Annotated in this window: 16 protein-coding genes; 10 read left to right on the top strand and 6 right to left on the bottom strand. The window is 59.0% G+C overall.

Annotated elements, in window-relative coordinates; translation table 11 throughout:
* Window positions 1–122: 122 nt before the first annotated feature.
* The 4 genes from metG (at window position 123) to BLV67_RS03045 (ending at window position 4,254) form a co-directional block, all read left to right on the top strand.
* Window positions 123–2,174, top strand: a complete 2,052-nt coding sequence (gene metG, locus BLV67_RS03060; RefSeq protein WP_058421611.1) for a methionine--tRNA ligase — start codon at window positions 123–125, stop codon at window positions 2,172–2,174.
* Window positions 2,175–2,287: 113 nt separating this feature from the next.
* Window positions 2,288–3,256: an electron transport complex subunit RsxB gene (rsxB, locus tag BLV67_RS03055; protein WP_069786200.1), complete on the top strand. Its 969-nt coding sequence runs from the start codon at window positions 2,288–2,290 to the stop codon at window positions 3,254–3,256.
* A gap of 69 nt (window positions 3,257–3,325) precedes the next feature.
* On the top strand, window positions 3,326–3,964 hold the full coding sequence (nth, locus tag BLV67_RS03050) for an endonuclease III (protein ID WP_056857621.1): 639 nt from the start codon (window positions 3,326–3,328) through the stop codon (window positions 3,962–3,964).
* Window positions 3,965–4,071: 107 nt separating this feature from the next.
* A complete protein-coding gene (locus BLV67_RS03045; RefSeq protein WP_056857622.1) occupies window positions 4,072–4,254 on the top strand; it encodes a PA3496 family putative envelope integrity protein in 183 nt (60 codons plus the stop codon).
* 85 nt (window positions 4,255–4,339) lie between these two features.
* Here BLV67_RS03045 and BLV67_RS03040 read toward each other — a convergent pair whose 3' ends face one another.
* The 3 genes from BLV67_RS03040 to BLV67_RS03030 form a co-directional block, all read right to left on the bottom strand.
* Window positions 4,340–4,972 carry a response regulator transcription factor gene (locus BLV67_RS03040; RefSeq protein ID WP_056857623.1) on the bottom strand — a complete coding sequence of 211 codons (633 nt, stop codon included), beginning with the start codon at window positions 4,970–4,972 and terminating at the stop codon, window positions 4,340–4,342.
* 636 nt (window positions 4,973–5,608) lie between these two features.
* Window positions 5,609–6,826, bottom strand: a complete 1,218-nt coding sequence (locus BLV67_RS03035; RefSeq protein ID WP_003208700.1) for an argininosuccinate synthase — start codon at window positions 6,824–6,826, stop codon at window positions 5,609–5,611.
* A gap of 129 nt (window positions 6,827–6,955) precedes the next feature.
* Entirely contained in the window at window positions 6,956–7,864 is a 909-nt protein-coding gene (locus BLV67_RS03030) for a flagellar protein MotY (RefSeq protein ID WP_065928909.1), read from the bottom strand.
* A gap of 156 nt (window positions 7,865–8,020) precedes the next feature.
* On the opposite strand from BLV67_RS03030, the gene pyrC reads away from it, so the two are divergent.
* Window positions 8,021–9,067: a dihydroorotase gene (pyrC, locus tag BLV67_RS03025; protein ID WP_017137042.1), complete on the top strand. Its 1,047-nt coding sequence runs from the start codon at window positions 8,021–8,023 to the stop codon at window positions 9,065–9,067.
* The gene (gene rnt, locus BLV67_RS03020) at window positions 9,064–9,735 is read left to right on the top strand and encodes a ribonuclease T (RefSeq protein WP_017137041.1); all 672 of its coding nucleotides are present in this window, start codon (window positions 9,064–9,066) and stop codon (window positions 9,733–9,735) included. Before pyrC ends, rnt begins: the two co-directional genes overlap by 4 nt.
* Before the next feature lie 64 nt (window positions 9,736–9,799).
* On the opposite strand, the gene BLV67_RS03015 is transcribed toward rnt, so the two are convergent.
* A complete protein-coding gene (locus BLV67_RS03015; protein WP_003172097.1) occupies window positions 9,800–10,402 on the bottom strand; it encodes a peroxiredoxin in 603 nt (200 codons plus the stop codon).
* A gap of 243 nt (window positions 10,403–10,645) precedes the next feature.
* Between BLV67_RS03015 and BLV67_RS03010 the strand changes: the two genes are divergently transcribed.
* Window positions 10,646–10,864 carry a bacterioferritin-associated ferredoxin gene (locus BLV67_RS03010; RefSeq protein ID WP_010564137.1) on the top strand — a complete coding sequence of 73 codons (219 nt, stop codon included), beginning with the start codon at window positions 10,646–10,648 and terminating at the stop codon, window positions 10,862–10,864.
* Between the two features lie 201 nt (window positions 10,865–11,065).
* Window positions 11,066–11,536, top strand: a complete 471-nt coding sequence (gene bfr / locus BLV67_RS03005; RefSeq protein WP_069786199.1) for a bacterioferritin — start codon at window positions 11,066–11,068, stop codon at window positions 11,534–11,536.
* A 132-nt stretch (window positions 11,537–11,668) separates the two neighbouring features.
* On the opposite strand, the gene grxD is transcribed toward bfr, so the two are convergent.
* Entirely contained in the window at window positions 11,669–12,007 is a 339-nt protein-coding gene (gene grxD, locus BLV67_RS03000) for a Grx4 family monothiol glutaredoxin (RefSeq protein ID WP_010212745.1), read from the bottom strand.
* 84 nt (window positions 12,008–12,091) lie between these two features.
* Window positions 12,092–14,200, bottom strand: a complete 2,109-nt coding sequence (locus BLV67_RS02995; protein WP_069786198.1) for a molybdopterin oxidoreductase family protein — start codon at window positions 14,198–14,200, stop codon at window positions 12,092–12,094.
* Between the two features lie 422 nt (window positions 14,201–14,622).
* Here BLV67_RS02995 and argF point away from each other — a divergent pair, with 422 nt between their 5' ends.
* The gene (gene argF, locus BLV67_RS02985; protein ID WP_069786197.1) at window positions 14,623–15,543 is read left to right on the top strand and encodes an ornithine carbamoyltransferase; all 921 of its coding nucleotides are present in this window, start codon (window positions 14,623–14,625) and stop codon (window positions 15,541–15,543) included.
* The gene (locus BLV67_RS02980) at window positions 15,540–16,649 is read left to right on the top strand and encodes an ABC transporter ATP-binding protein (protein WP_069786196.1); all 1,110 of its coding nucleotides are present in this window, start codon (window positions 15,540–15,542) and stop codon (window positions 16,647–16,649) included. Before argF ends, BLV67_RS02980 begins: the two co-directional genes overlap by 4 nt.
* Window positions 16,650–16,700 lie beyond the last annotated feature (51 nt).

The following is a 16,700-nucleotide window of genomic DNA, read 5'->3' as shown; positions in this document are numbered from 1 at the left end:
TCCGGCCGCCCAGCGGCATGCTTTCGAGGCTTGGGAAGATTCAGAAACAGCACCACGGGGTGAAATATATTTCCCGGCGCTTTATAGTGGCCGACCTCCGTTTCATCAAGTAGCCGAGCCCCATGTCCGAGCCACGCAAGATCCTCGTCACCAGCGCCCTGCCCTATGCCAATGGTTCCATCCATCTTGGCCATATGCTTGAGTACATCCAGACCGATATGTGGGTGCGCTTCCAGAAGCATCGCGGCAACCAATGCATTTATGTCTGCGCGGACGACGCCCACGGTTCGGCCATCATGTTGCGCGCCGAGAAGGAAGGCATCACCCCGGAACAACTGATCGCCAATGTGCAGGCTGAACACAGCGCCGACTTTGCCGAGTTCCTGGTGGACTTCGACAACTTCCACTCGACCCACTCCGAAGAAAACCGCGAGCTGTCGAGCCAGATCTACCTGCGCTTGAAAGAAGCCGGGCACATCGACCAGCGTTCGGTGACCCAGTATTTCGACCCGGAAAAGAAAATGTTCCTGGCCGACCGCTTCATCAAGGGCACTTGCCCTAAATGCGGCACCGAAGACCAGTACGGCGACAACTGCGAAAAATGTGGTGCGACCTATGCACCGACTGACTTGAAGAACCCGAAGTCGGCAATCTCCGGCGCCACCCCGGTGCTCAAGGATTCCCAGCACTTCTTCTTCAAGCTCCCGGATTTCCAGCAGATGCTGCAAACCTGGACCCGCAGCGGCACCTTGCAGGACGCCGTGGCCAATAAACTCTCCGAATGGCTCGACAGCGGCCTGCAGCAGTGGGACATCTCCCGCGATGCGCCGTACTTCGGCTTCGAGATCCCGGGCGAGCCGGGCAAGTACTTCTATGTGTGGCTGGACGCGCCGATTGGCTACATGGCCAGCTTCAAGAACCTCTGCGACCGCACGCCGGAGCTGGACTTCGATGCGTACTGGGCCAAGGATTCCACCGCCGAGCTGTACCACTTCATCGGCAAGGACATCGTCAACTTCCACGCGCTGTTCTGGCCGGCCATGCTCGAAGGCTCGGGCTATCGCAAGCCGACCGGCATCGCCGTGCACGGCTACCTGACGGTCAATGGCCAGAAAATGTCCAAGTCCCGTGGCACCTTTATCAAGGCGCGCACCTACCTGGACCATCTGTCGCCGGAATACCTGCGCTACTACTACGCCGCCAAGCTTGGCCGTGGCGTCGACGACTTGGACCTGAACCTGGAAGACTTCGTACAGAAGGTCAACTCGGACCTGGTCGGTAAAGTGGTCAATATCGCCAGCCGTTGCGCCGGGTTTATCCACAAGGGCAATGCCGGTGTGCTCGTGGCTGAAAACGCCGCACCGGAGCTGACCGAAGCCTTCCTGGCCGCCGCGCCCAGCATTGCCGATGCCTATGAAGCCCGCGACTTCGCCCGCGCCATGCGCGAGATCATGGGCCTGGCCGACCGCGCCAACGCCTGGATCGCCGACAAGGCGCCGTGGTCGCTGAACAAGCAGGAAGGCAAGCAGGCGGAGGTCCAGGCGATCTGCGCCACGGGCGTCAACCTGTTCCGTCAGTTGGTGATTTTCCTCAAGCCGGTGCTGCCATTGCTGGCCGCTGATGCCGAGGCGTTCCTCAACGTCGCGCCGCTGACCTGGAACGACCACGCCACCCTGCTCAGCAACCATCAATTGAACGAGTTCAAGCCGTTGATGACGCGTATCGACCCGGTGAAAGTCCAGGCCATGACCGATGCATCGAAAGAAGACCTGGTCGCCAGCCAGACCGACACCGGTTCGGCTGCGCCCGCCGGTAACGGTGAGCTGGCCAAGGATCCGATTTCGGCGGAAATCGACTTCGACGCCTTCGCCGCTGTGGATTTGCGCGTTGCGCTGATCGTCAAGGCCGAGGCCGTGGAAGGTGCCGACAAGCTGCTGCGCCTGACCCTGGACCTGGGTGGCGAGCAACGTAACGTGTTCTCCGGCATCAAGAGCGCCTACCCGGACCCGTCCAAGCTCGACGGCCGCCTGACCATGATGATCGCCAACCTCAAGCCACGCAAAATGAAGTTCGGTATCTCCGAAGGCATGGTGATGGCAGCGGGCCCTGGCGGCGAAGAGATCTACCTGTTGAGCCCTGACAGCGGCGCCAAGCCGGGTCAGCGTATCAAGTAAGCCTGCAAAACAGCCCTGTCGTTTCGGCGACAGGGCTTTTCAGCTAGTCCCCTTTTCCAGCTTGCCGGATAATCAGCCTCTGTTTGTTTAACCGGCATGCCAATGATCACCCCATGACTCTGATTCAACGTATCGACGCGCTACTGCCGCAGACCCAATGCGGTAAATGCGGGCATCCGGGTTGCAAGCCTTACGCCGAGGGCATCGCCCAGGGCGAGGCGATCAACAAGTGCCCGCCCGGTGGGCAGGAAACCATTGCGGGCCTGGCCCACCTGTTGCGCGTGCCGGTGTTGGAACTGGACACCAGTCGCGGTGAAGCCCCGGCCCAGGTGGCCTACATTCGCGAAGCCGAGTGCATTGGCTGCACCAAGTGCATCCAGGCGTGCCCGGTGGATGCGATTGTCGGCGCGGCCAAGTTGATGCACACCGTGATCATGGATGAATGCACCGGCTGCGACCTGTGTGTTGCGCCCTGCCCTGTGGACTGCATCGAAATGCGCCCGGCGACCGCTGTGCTGGCGATTGTCGGCGGCCTGGCCAGCAATGATCGGCAATATCAGGCACGCGCCCTCAAGCGCGACCGCGCGCGGCGGCGCTTTGAACAACGCAATGCGCGGCTGCAACGCGAGGAGGCGCATAAGCTCGCCGAGCGCCTGGCGCGGGCTAACCGTTCGGCACCGCCGGCTGCCCCCGTTGCAGCCGATGACACCCAAGCGGCCCGGGATACAGCGGTCAAGAAAGCCAAAATCGCCGTTGCCATGAGCCGTGCCCAACTGCATAAATCCCTCAAGGCATTTGGACATCCACCGACCTTTGAGCAGCAATCGCAGTTGATCGTGCTGCAACAGCAGTTCAAAGCGGCGGAGCAGGCGCTGGCCGCACTGGAAGTACATGGAACGCCGGCGCCAGCAGTTGCGCCCAGTAACAGCGCCGACCTCAAGCGCGCTAAAATCCAGCTGGCCATGCGTCGCGCAGAATTGCACAAAGCCCAGAATCTAAACGCCGACCCGGAGCAATTGGCCGAGGCGCAAAGCAAACTCGATGACGCACAACGCCAAGTGGATGCTCATAACAGCGCTTAAACCGAAAATAAACCCTGCTGTGTGTATGGCTACAATCCCGCTGATCGCCTGCAAGGAACCACCCGCCCCATGAATGCCGCAAAACGTCTGGAAATTTTCCGCAGGTTTCACGAAGACAATCCGGAACCCAAGACCGAGCTGGCCTACTCGTCGCCGTTCGAGTTGCTGATCGCGGTGATCCTGTCGGCACAATCCACCGACGTTGGCGTCAATAAGGCTACGGCCAAGTTGTACCCGGTGGCCAATACGCCAGCCGCCATTTACGCCCTGGGTGTGGACGGTTTGTCGGAATACATCAAAACCATCGGCCTGTACAACAGCAAGGCCAAGAACGTCATTGAGACCTGCCGCCTGTTGGTTGAATTGCACGGCAGTGAAGTACCGCAAACCCGCGAAGCTCTGGAGGCACTTCCGGGCGTAGGCCGCAAAACCGCTAACGTGGTGCTCAATACCGCGTTCCGGCAACTGACCATGGCAGTGGACACGCATATTTTCCGCGTCAGCAACCGCACCGGCATCGCGCGTGGCAAGAACGTGGTCGAGGTCGAAAAGCAGTTGATGAAGTTTGTACCCAAGCCTTATCTGCTCGACTCCCACCACTGGCTGATCCTGCACGGGCGCTACGTATGCCAGGCCCGCAAGCCTCGCTGCGGAAGTTGCCGTATCGAAGACCTGTGCGAATACAAGGACAAAACCTCGGACGATTGAGGGTTCATTGGTTTTCTCGATCAGTCGATTGAAAAAATCTTTTTTACCCGTTCGTGGATTATCGTTATAAGGAGCGCCAACGGCAGTCTTAGCCTGGAGTTAACCTTATGAGCACTGGCAAAGAACAACTGGATGTAGAAGACGATCTCGTTGAAGTGGCGGATGACGAAGGGGACGCCCCTGTGGCAGAGGTGGCCAAGACCAATTTGAGCAAACGCCGCACTATCGACAACCTGCTGGAAGAGCGACGCTTGCAAAAACAACTGGCCGATTACGACTTCGACCTCTGATCGATGCGCTGACGGCCGGAAGCCTCCCTGACGGAGGCTTTTTTTTGCCGGTTATTCGGGTTTTAGGGCACAACCGCACCCGCGTCTACACAAGGCCGTTGCGCTGGGCCAACTCGATCAGGTCGACGAGGGAGCGTGCATTGAGCTTGAGTAACAGCCGGGTCTTGTAGGTGCTGACGGTTTTGTTGCTCAGGAACATGCCATCGGCGATTTCCTTGTTGGTTTTGCCTCGGGCCAGTTGCTGCAGCACCATCATCTCGCGACCCGACAGGCGTTCAACCATGTCCGCCTCGCTGGCATTGCCCATGGTCGAGCGTACCGAGTTGAGCGCCTGGTTGGGGAAATAGCTGTAGCCGGAGAGCACCGCCTTGATGGCGCTCAACAACTCGGTCAGGTCCTGTTGCTTGCACACGTAGCCCGCCGCACCCGCCTGCATGCAGCGCATGGAAAAATGGCCGGGCGCCTGGGACGTCAGCACCAGCACCTTGACGGGCGCGGACTGCTTGGTAGACGCCAGGCGACAGATAACTTCCAGGCCATCGAGCTTGGGTATCCCGATATCCAGTATGACAATGTCCGGCATATGTTCCCGTGCAAGTTGCAACGCATCAACGCCGTTATCAGTCTCGGCAACGACTTCATAACCATGACGTTCCATTAGCATGCGCACAGCAAGACGAATGACGGGATGATCATCCACGATCAGCACTTTATTCATGAGAAAGTCCAATTTCGCTGTTCGAATTATTTAGAGCAAGCACAATAGCCTAGTCGTTTCCTAGTTGGCATAGCGCTCCCCCCCAAGCAACAGCAAGCAGAGACCCAACCCACAACGATATAGGAATTAACCTACAAAAAAACACAAACTCAGGTGCATCCGGTTTTATGGAGCCCTTCAGAACTTTCCGGGGCCGTACATATTTTGAGTGAAATATGCACCGCAGAACGGGTGCAAGGTAAATGTACCGCACATGACTTTCAGGAAATACCCCTTGCTTGTGGTAGCAAGGCCAGTGAGCAGTGGCAAAAAAATCAACTGTTTTAGTTCCATTCAACATAGCTATTTACATCCTTATTTCCTACAGAATTTTCAGCGGCCTACATACTCGCCTTACTTAGGTAGTGAATTTTCCGTCAGATATAGTTCCTATGCAGGTGTAAAAAATTCATTCGACCGTACGGAAATAAACACACCGGCGCGGAAAAGATCCTGTTCAACTTCAATATTCAACAAACCTTAAACAGCCACGCACCGTTTAAACATCAGCGCGCATTTAAAGTCGTCTATCTTTATAGGCAGGCAAAAAAAATGGCCCCTTGAACAAGGGGCCATTTTTTACAACGAAGGCAGCACTCAGAACAGCTTGCGACCCTTGTTGGCGGCGATGCGCATACGCAACGCGTTCAGCTTGATGAAGCCTGCGGCGTCCGCCTGATTGTAAGCACCGCCGTCTTCTTCGAAGGTAGCGATGTTGGCGTCGAACAGCGACTCATCAGACTTGCGACCGGTGACGATCACGTTGCCCTTGTACAGCTTCAGGCGCACAACGCCGTTCACGTGGACCTGGGAGGCGTCGATCATCTGTTGCAGCATCAGACGCTCCGGGCTCCACCAGTAACCGGTGTAGATCAGGCTGGCGTATTTGGGCATCAGCTCGTCTTTGAGGTGAGCCACTTCGCGGTCCAGGGTGATGGACTCAATGGCGCGGTGGGCGCGCAGCATGATGGTGCCGCCTGGGGTTTCGTAGCAGCCACGGGACTTCATGCCCACGTAACGGTTCTCGACGATGTCGAGACGGCCGATACCGTGTTCGCCACCGATACGGTTCAGGGTCGCCAGCACGGTGGCCGGGGTCATTTCGACGCCGTCCAGTGCCACGATGTCGCCGTTGCGGTAGGTCAGTTCCAGGTACTGCGCCTTGTCTGGAGCGTTCTCCGGGGAGACGGTCCATTTCCACATGTCTTCTTCGTGCTCGGTCCAGGTGTCTTCCAGCACGCCGCCTTCATAGGAGATGTGCAGCAAGTTGGCGTCCATCGAGTACGGGGACTTCTTCTTGCCGTGACGCTCGATCGGGATTGCATGCTTTTCAGCGTAATCCATCAGCTTTTCACGGGACAGCAGGTCCCATTCACGCCACGGTGCAATCACTTTCACGCCTGGCTTGAGGGCGTAGGCACCCAGTTCGAAACGCACCTGGTCGTTGCCCTTGCCGGTAGCGCCATGGGAAATGGCGTCGGCGCCGGTTTCGTTGGCGATTTCGATCAGGCGTTTGGCGATCAGCGGGCGTGCGATGGAAGTACCCAGCAGGTACTCGCCTTCGTAGACAGTGTTGGCGCGAAACATCGGGAAGACGAAATCGCGGACGAATTCTTCGCGCAGGTCGTCAATGTAGATCTCTTTCACGCCCATGGCTTGCGCCTTGGCACGTGCAGGTTCGACCTCTTCGCCCTGACCCAGGTCAGCGGTGAAGGTCACCACTTCACAGTTATAAGTATCCTGCAGCCACTTGAGGATCACCGAAGTGTCCAGGCCGCCGGAATACGCGAGAACGACCTTGTTTACGTCGGCCATGCCATCACTCCACGGGGTTGTACGGAAAGCCGTCGATTCTACCGACCAAAACCGTGAATTTACAGGGGCGCGACAGCAAATGAAGATAAAGCGACAGATTATGTCGAGCGGGCGACCGATGGTCGCACCTTATGAGGTGTGTGCCGCGCTGCTCGGGCCAGTGGCCTGGGGCGCCGGTTTCGCGGGGGTAGCCACGCGTTCGAGCTGAATATTCACGCGACGATTGCGGGCGCGGTTGGCGGCATTGGTATTGGGCGCCAGTGGGTAACTTTCACCGTGAAAGCGCATCGTGATCTGCGATTCCTGGATGCCATTGGCCTTGAAGTAGTCCATCACCGCCAGGGCACGACGGCGCGAGACGTCACGGTTGGTCAGGCGGTTGCCGCTGTTGTCGGAATGCCCATTGAGCTCGACGTGATTGACCGTCGGGTCGGCTTTCATGAACGCGAGAATCACATCCAGCTTCTTTTTGGCAGCGGCGTCCAACTCGATACCGCCACCGGGGAAGCCGACTTCAGTCTGTTTGACCTGATCGTAATTCATCGGCAACAGCTTGGTGGTGCACAGTTGATAGTCGTTGAAGGCCTTGTTGAATTTCACCGGCAACAGGCGGACTTCCGAGTAGCCGCCCTCACGCCCGTAATGCCGCACGGTGGGGCTGCGCCCTTCGAGCAAGCCGGTGAACAAACGCCCGGCCTGGGCCTGGGAGCTGTTGAACAGCACATCACCACTGCCGACACGCACCGCACCGAGGTTGATATCGCCACGGCCCGGCTGCCAGGGAGCAGCCGCCGCCAACAAGGTCGCCGAGCCCGCCCCGAGCGCGCCGCTGTAGGCTTTGAGGCGAAATGTGGCCTGCTCGCCGGCCCGGCGCACGAACTCACCCGAGCCGAAATCGGTGATCGGCTGGGTCAGGCGGCACTCGAACTGGTCGCCTTCCACCTTCCACTCAATGTTCTCCAGACGTGTCTGGAATGTGAGTGCCATCGCAGGCAGGCTGGCGAACACACTGAGCAGGGCTAGATAATGCTGGCGCACGGGAGGCTCCACTGGTTTCTACAACACTTCAAAGCGTCATACGTCGTTAAGGCATACCCAGGGATATCGGACACGTGCGGCAAAACTTGATAGCGAGTGCCTGCAAGAGTCTTTTCCGGTAGCATTCCCACCAGATTGACCCGCCTGGAATCCCCAATGTCCGACCGCCTGACCCTGCTGCGTCCCGACGACTGGCATATTCATCTTCGCGATGGTGCTGCGTTACCCCAAACCGTGGCCGATGTAGCGCGCACGTTTGGCCGCGCGATTATCATGCCTAACCTGGTACCTCCGGTGCGTAATGCCGAGCAAGCCGATGCCTATCGCCAGCGTATCCTCGCTGCGCGCCCGGCCGGCAGCCGCTTCGAACCGTTGATGGTGCTCTACCTCACCGACCGCACCCAGCCTGCCGAGATTCGCGAGGCCAAGGCCAGCGGTTTTGTGTACGCCGCCAAGCTGTACCCGGCGGGCGCGACCACCAACTCCGACTCCGGCGTGACCAGTATCGACAAGATCCTGCCGGCGATCGAAGCCATGGCTGAAGTCGGCATGCCGCTGCTGATCCACGGTGAAGTCACCCGTGGCGATGTGGATGTGTTTGATCGTGAAAAGATCTTCATCGACGAGCATATGCGCCGTGTGGTCGAGCTGTTCCCGACCCTCAAGGTCGTGTTCGAACACATCACCACCGCCGACGCCGTGCAGTTCGTCAACGAGGCTTCGGCCAATGTGGGCGCGACCATCACCGCGCATCACCTGCTCTATAACCGCAACCACATGCTGGTGGGCGGGATTCGGCCGCACTTCTATTGCCTGCCGATCCTCAAACGCAACACCCACCAGGTGGCCCTGCTGGACGCCGCCACCAGCGGCAGCCCGAAGTTCTTCCTCGGCACCGACTCGGCGCCCCACGCCCAGCACGCCAAAGAAGCGGCATGCGGCTGTGCCGGTTGCTACACCGCGTATGCCGCCATCGAGCTGTATGCCGAAGCGTTTGAACAGCGCAACGCCCTGGACAAGCTCGAGGCGTTCGCCAGCCTCAACGGCCCGCGTTTCTACGGCCTGCCGGCGAATACCGACCGCATTACCCTGGTTCGTGAAGACTGGACCGCCCCTGCCAGCCTGCCGTTTGGCGAGCTGACTGTTATCCCGCTGCGCGCCGGTGAAACACTGCGCTGGCGCCTGCTGGAGGAAAGCAAGTGAGTGAAGACCATTACGACGACGAACACGAGCACAGTGGTGGCGGCTCCCGCCACCCGATGGCCGAGCGGTTTCGCGGCTATCTGCCGGTTGTCATCGACGTAGAAACCGGTGGTTTCAACTGCGCCACCGACGCGTTGCTGGAAATCGCCGCTACCACCATCGGCATGGACGAGCAGGGTTTTGTGTTCCCGGAACACACCCATTTCTTCCGCGTGGAACCGTTTGAAGGCGCGAATATCGAAGCTGCAGCCCTTGAATTCACCGGGATCAAGCTCGATCACCCGCTGCGCATGGCGGTGAGTGAAGAAGCGGCGCTGACCGATATCTTCCGTGGTGTGCGCAAAGCGTTGAAGGCCAATGGCTGCAAACGCGCGATCCTGGTGGGTCACAACAGCAGCTTCGACCTGGGCTTCCTGAATGCTGCCGTGACGCGCTTGGACATGAAGCGCAACCCGTTTCACCCATTTTCCAGCTTCGACACCGCCACGCTTGCGGGCCTGGCTTACGGCCAGACCGTGTTGGCGAAGGCCTGCCAGGCAGCCGGTATCGACTTTGACGGTCGTGAGGCCCACTCGGCCCGCTACGACACCGAAAAGACCGCCGAGCTGTTCTGCGGCATCGTCAACCGTTGGAAACAGATGGGCGGCTGGGAAGACTTCAACGACTGAAGTTGAACCCCGCGCATAAAAAAACCGGCCTTCTCAGGCCGGTTTTTTTTGCTTCGAACCTGGCTTACAGCTTGCCGGCGTTCTCGGTCAGGTAAGCCGCAACGCCTTCTGGCGAAGCGTTCATGCCTTTGTCGCCTTTTTTCCAGTTGGCAGGGCAGACTTCGCCGTGCTCTTCGTGGAATTGCAGGGCGTCGACCAGACGGATCAGCTCTTCCATGTTACGGCCCAGCGGCAGGTCGTTGATGATCTGCGAGCGTACAACGCCCTTGTCATCGATCAGGAACGCGCCACGGAACGCCACGCCGCCTTCGGACTCAACGTCGTAGGCCTTGGCAATGTCGTGCTTCATGTCGGCAGCCATGGTGTATTTGACTTTGCCGATGCCGCCATCATTGATGGCGGTGTTGCGCCAGGCGTTGTGGGTGAAATGGGAGTCGATGGAAACGGCGACCACTTCAACGTTGCGCGCCTTGAAATCGTCCATGCGGTGGTCCAGAGCGATCAGCTCCGACGGGCACACGAAGGTGAAGTCCAGCGGGTAGAAGAACACCAGGCCGTATTTGCCTTTGATGGCTTCAGACAGTTTAAAGCTGTCAACGATTTCGCCATTGCCGAGCACGGCAGGTACGTCGAAATCCGGGGCTTGTTTGCCGACGAGTACGCTCATTGGGTATCTCCTGATGTAAGGGTGACGATTGAAGTAAAAGGACCGACCCAAGTCTGGCGCAGTTAAGCGACAGGCCTGTGACGCGGTCACGCTTCGTGAAGACCGACCATCATACACTGAAAAAACCGTTCGTCAGCGCGCCGCAGGGACCTGGCAAAACCCTGCGAATCTACTTTGACAATCATTCTCGTTAACATTAAGATCCATCGCACTTAAGCCTTAAACCCGCGATGGTTCTCCCTTATGTATGTCTGCCTCTGCACTGGCGTCACCGACGGACAAATCCGCGAAGCAATCTATGAAGGTTGCTGCAGCTACAAGGAAGTACGTGAAACCACCGGCGTTGCCAGCCAGTGCGGCAAATGTGCTTGCCTCGCCAAGCAAGTGGTACGGGAAACCCTGACGCAGCTGCAAACAGCCCAGGCCGCGCTCCCCTACTCAGCAGAATTTACACACGCTTAAATAGGCGTGTTTTGAAGAACCGGACTTAGAGTCCGGTTTTTTTATGCCTGTAATTCAATTAGTTAGCGCCAAGACGCGGAACACAAACATTCTTATTCCGATTAATTTTCATTTATTATTCAATAACTTAGGTTTGACACTAGAGATTTCGCCGCTCAAACTCCGCTTTATACACAGCTATTACAGGGCAGGACCCCAGTCATGAAAGGCGACATCTCAGCCATCCAGCAACTCAACAAAATCCTTGCCAATGAACTGGTCGCGATCAATCAGTACTTTCTGCATGCGCGCATGTATGACGATTGGGGCCTGGAAAAGCTCGGCAAGCGTGAATACAAAGAATCGATCAAGGCCATGAAGGACGCAGACGCGCTGATCAAGCGCATCCTGTTCCTGGAAGGCCTGCCGAACGTACAGGACCTGGGCAAGCTGAACATCGGCGAGCACACCCAGGAGATGATCAGCAGCGACCTGAAGTTCGAGCAGAAGAGCCACAGCGACCTCAAGGCCGCCATCGCTCACTGCGAAACCAAAGGCGACTTCGGCAGCCGTGAGCTGCTGGAAGATATCCTGGAAGATCAGGAAGAACATATCGACTGGCTGGAAACCCAGCTGGGCTTGATCGTTAAAGTCAGCCTGGAAAACTACCTGCAATCGCAGATGGGTGAATAAGCGCTGAAGATCGTTCCCACTTGAGCATGGTGACGCAGAGCGTCACAGGATGCATTCCCACGCGGAGCGTGGGAACGATCACAAAAAAGCCCCGCTCTCTTTCGAGAAGCGGGGCTTTTTATTGCATTCGGATCAAGCGTCAGTCTTGGCCGCCGCATTTGCCGCTGCATCTTTGATCAGCGCTTGCAACGAACCATCAGCTGCCATTTCAGTGATGATATCGCTACCGCCGACCAGTTCACCGGCTACCCACAATTGCGGGAAAGTCGGCCAGTTGGCGTACTTCGGCAGGTTGGCGCGGATTTCCGGGTTTTGCAGGATATCCACGTAAGCGAATTTCTCGCCGCACGCCATGATGGCCTGGGAAGCCTTCGCGGAGAAACCGCACTGAGGAGCGTTAGGGGCGCCCTTCATGTAAAGCAGAATGGTGTTATTGGCAATCTGCTCTTTGATCGTTTCGATGATATCCATGGAACACCTCGGCTGGAACTTTGCGACTCACAGGTCGGCACGGTGGCGCATTGTAACGCAAAATTCCAGCGCGGTGCTCGGGCCTTATGCGGCGGCCACCTGCACCGGGACGCCATTGAGCGCGGCGTTCCCAGACAACTCGTCCAATTGCCGCTCGTCGGTCAGGTCATTGGCACTGGCCCCGGGCTGCTCACTGGCGATGGTCATGCGCACGCCTGGGCGACCGTGCCCCCAGCCGTGAGGCAGGCTGACCACGCCGGGCATCATGTCCAGGCTCGCCACCACTTCCACTTCAATCTCGCCAATACGTGAGCTGACGCGCACCCACTGCCCATCGCTCAATTGTCGGCTGGCCAGGTCGTCGGGGTGCATATGCAGTTGATGGCGCGGCTTGCCCTTCACCAGGCGGTGATAGTTATGCATCCAGGAATTGTTGCTGCGCACATGCCGACGGCCGATCAGTAACAATTCATTGACCATCGGCACCGGCTGCGCGGCAAACCGCGCCAGGTCCGCCAGGATCACCGCAGGCGCCGCCTGCACATGGCCGTCGGCGGTTTTCAAGCGTGCGGCCAGGTTAGGCTTGAGCGGCCCCAGGTCCACGCCATGGGGATGATCGGCGAGCATGGCCACCGACAGTTTGTGCTCGGAAGCATCGCCATAGACCCCGGCGCGCAAGCCAAAGTCGATCATCTGCGCCGGTGCCATGGTCGGCTTGAGCGCAACACCGGTGTGCGCAGCGAAGGCCTTGGCCAAACCGACAAAGATCTCCCAGTCATGCAACGCGCCAACAGGCTTGGGCAGGATCGCGCGATTGAAGCGGGTGACGTTACGCACCGCAAACATATTGAATGTGGTGTCGTAGTGATCGTTTTCCAGCGCCGAGGTGGACGGCAGGATCAGGTCGGCATAGCGCGTGGTTTCGTTGATATACAGGTCGACGCTGACCATGAACTCCAAACCGTCCAGGGCCTTCTCCAGTTGGCGGCCGTTAGGCGTGGACAGCACCGGGTTTCCGGCCACCGTCACCAGGGCGCGGATCTGCCCTTCGCCTTCAGTGAGCATCTCTTCGGCCAGGGCCGAAACGGGCAACTCACCACCGTACTCCGGCCGCCCGGACACCCGGCTTTGCCAGCGATTGAAGTGCCCACCGCCAGTGGAGGCCACCAGGTCTACTGCCGGCGTGGTGCAGAGGGCGCCGCCGACACGGTCGAGGTTGCCCGTGACCAGATTGATCAATTGCACCAGCCAATGGCACAGCGTGCCGAAGGCCTGGGTCGATACGCCCATGCGCCCGTAGCACACGGCCTTGTCCGCCGCCGCAAAGTCCCGCGCCAACTGGCGGATCTGCTCGGCAGGCACCGCACACTGGCGGCTCATGGCTTCAGCGGTAAACCCGGCAATCGCCTGGCGCACAGCCTCCAGGCCAGCAATCGGCAAATGGCTGTCGCGGGTCAGGTTTTCGCTGAACAAGGTGTTGAGCAGCCCGAACAACAGCGCGGCGTCGCCACCGGGGCGCACGAACACATGCTGATCGGCAATCGCTGCCGTCTCGCTGCGTCGGGGGTCAACCACCACCACTTTGCCGCCACGCGCCTGGATGGCCTTGAGGCGTTTTTCCACATCGGGCACGGTCATGATGCTGCCGTTGGACGCCAGCGGGTTGCCGCCCAGGATCAGCATGAAGTCGGTGTGGTCGATGTCCGGAATCGGCAGCAACAAGCCATGGCCGTACATCAGGTGGCTGGTGAGGTGATGGGGCAACTGGTCCACCGAGGTGGCGGAATACCGATTGCGCGTCTTCAGCAGGCCAAGGAAGTAGTTGCTGTGGGTCATCAACCCATAGTTATGCACGCTGGGGTTGCCCTGATACACCGCCACCGCGTTCTGCCCGTGCCGGGCCTGAATGCCTGCGAGGCGTTCGGCCACCAGCGCAAAGGCTTCGTCCCACGGGATCGGCTGCCAGTCGCTGCCCACGCGCAGCATGGGCTGGTGCAAACGGTCCGGGTCGTTCTGGATGTCCTGCAGCGCCACGGCTTTTGGGCAAATGTGTCCGCGGCTGAACGTATCCAGCGGGTCGCCCTTGATGGAAGTGATCGCCAGGCTGCCGTCGTCCGCCTGGGTGGTTTCCAGGGTCAGACCACAGATGGCTTCACACAGATGGCAGGCACGGTGGTGGAGAGTCTTGGTCATGGCCAGTCTCTTTATTGGGCTTTGGCCCAACTATGGCCCGACAACCGGACGCGCACCAGCAACGTTCGCCGCGTGAATCAAAGGGCATAGGCCAGACCGTGAGCAAATGTTTCAAAGCTTGCTACAGCAGCGCTGAAACCGACGCAGCCTGGCCCGAGCCCGCCCCCACACATTGCAAAAGGTCTCGGCGCCAGTGTACAAATGGGGCGCTGCTGTCAGGAATCAGTCTTCAAAAGCGCTCCGGCGCCCCTCTTGAACACCCTTAAAAACCGTAGCCCTATTGGTAAGACGCGACATTTAATTATAAGATCGCGCCTTCCCCTATTTCGTCGCCCCGTGCGGCTTTCGCCGCAGGTCTCGCCCGTTGTCACAATAAACAAGGCTTTGAGTATCTGCGGTCTGTTGCAAAAAGGTAGTTAATGATGAGCGCAAGGCACTTTCTCTCCCTGATGGATTGCACGCCCGAAGAGCTGGTCAGCGTGATCCGTCGAGGCATTGAGCTTAAAGACCTGCGTAACCGCGGCGTACTGTTCGAGCCTTTGAAAAACCGTGTGCTCGGGATGATTTTCGAGAAGTCGTCGACCCGCACCCGCGTGTCGTTCGAAGCCGGCATGATCCAGCTGGGTGGCCAAGCCATCTTCCTGTCCTCGCGTGACACCCAACTGGGCCGTGGCGAGCCGATTGCCGACGCCGCCCGCGTGATGTCGCGCATGCTCGATGCGGTGATGATCCGTACTTTTGCCCACAGCACCGTGACCGAGTTTTCCGCCAACTCGCGTGTACCGGTGATCAACGGCCTGTCCGATGACCTGCACCCGTGCCAGTTGCTGGCCGACATGCAAACCTTCCTTGAGCACCGTGGTTCGATTCAGGGCAAGACCGTGGCCTGGATCGGCGACGGCAACAACATGTGCAACAGCTATATAGAAGCGGCGATCCAGTTCGACTTCCAACTGCGCGTTGCCTGCCCCGAAGGCTACGAGCCGGATGCACGCTTCCTGGCCCAGGCCGGTGATCGCGTGACCGTGGTGCGCGACCCGCGTGACGCGGTCATCGGCGCACACCTGGTGAGCACCGACGTGTGGACCTCCATGGGCCAGGAAGAAGAAACCGCCAAGCGCCTGGCGCTGTTCGCGCCGTTCCAGGTGACCCGCGCCCTGCTCGACCTGGCCGCGCCGGACGTGCTGTTCATGCACTGCCTGCCCGCGCACCGTGGCGAAGAAATCAGCCTCGACCTGCTCGACGATGAGCGTTCGGTGGCGTGGGACCAGGCCGAGAACCGCCTGCACGCGCAAAAGGCGCTGCTCGAATTCCTCGTCCCGCCGTCGTACCACCACGCATGAGCCAGCCATTACTGCTGAACCTGCGCAATCTGGCATGCGGCTATCAAGATCAACGCGTGGTGCAGAACCTCAATCTGCACCTCAACGCCGGTGACATCGGCTGCCTGCTGGGCTCCTCAGGTTGCGGCAAAACCACGACCTTGCGGGCGATTGCCGGGTTTGAGCCGGTGCATGAAGGTGAGATCAGCCTGGCCGGTGACGTAATCTCCAGCGCCGGGTTCACCCTGGCGCCGGAGAAACGTCGCATTGGCATGGTGTTCCAGGACTACGCGCTGTTTCCGCATTTGAGCGTGGCCGACAACATCGCCTTCGGCATTCGCAAGCACCCGCAAAAAGACCGCGTGGTCGGCGAACTGCTGGAACTGGTCAACCTGAAAAACCTCGGCAAGCGCTTCCCACACGAGCTTTCCGGCGGCCAGCAACAACGCGTCGCCCTCGCCCGCGCGCTGGCGCCGGAGCCGCAACTGTTGCTGCTCGACGAACCCTTCTCCAACCTCGATGGCGAACTGCGGCGCAAGCTCAGCCATGAGGTGCGCGACATTCTCAAGGCGCGTGGCACCAGTGCGATTCTGGTCACCCATGATCAGGAAGAAGCCTTCGCCGTGAGTGATCAGGTGGGGGTATTCAAGGAAGGCCGCCTTGAGCAGTGGGACACGCCCTACAACCTCTACCACGAACCGCAGACGCCTTATGTCGCCAGCTTTATCGGCCAGGGTTACTTTATTCGCGGGCAACTGAGTTCGCCGGAATCGGTGAGTACCGAACTGGGTGACTTGCGTGGCAATCGTGCTTATACCTGGCCAACCGGTGGCGCGGTGGACGTTCTGCTACGCCCGGATGACATTGTTTATGCGCCGGACAGTGCGTTGAAAGCGCGAATTGTCGGTAAGACGTTCCTTGGCGCTTCGACCTTGTACCGCCTGCAACTGCCGACCGGCGCACAGCTGGAGTCGATTTTCCCCAGCCATGCAGACCATCAGGTCGGTGCGCAGGTGGGGATTCGGGTGGCGGCGGAGCATCTGGTGTTGTTTCAGGCATCGGGCAGCACGGCGGCGCAGATTCCTCAAGTTGAATCCGGCGTTCGCCGCTACAGCCCGGCTCACTGAGCAACTGACGAAACCGGGTAAAAAATGTGGGAGCGGGCTTGCTCGCGAATG

The sequence above is a fragment of the Pseudomonas salomonii genome, from assembly GCF_900107155.1.
Classification (GTDB): Bacteria; Pseudomonadota; Gammaproteobacteria; order Pseudomonadales; family Pseudomonadaceae; genus Aquipseudomonas; species Aquipseudomonas salomonii.
Note: the sequence above shows the minus strand (reverse complement) of the source record. Positions and strands in the feature narration are given on the sequence as shown.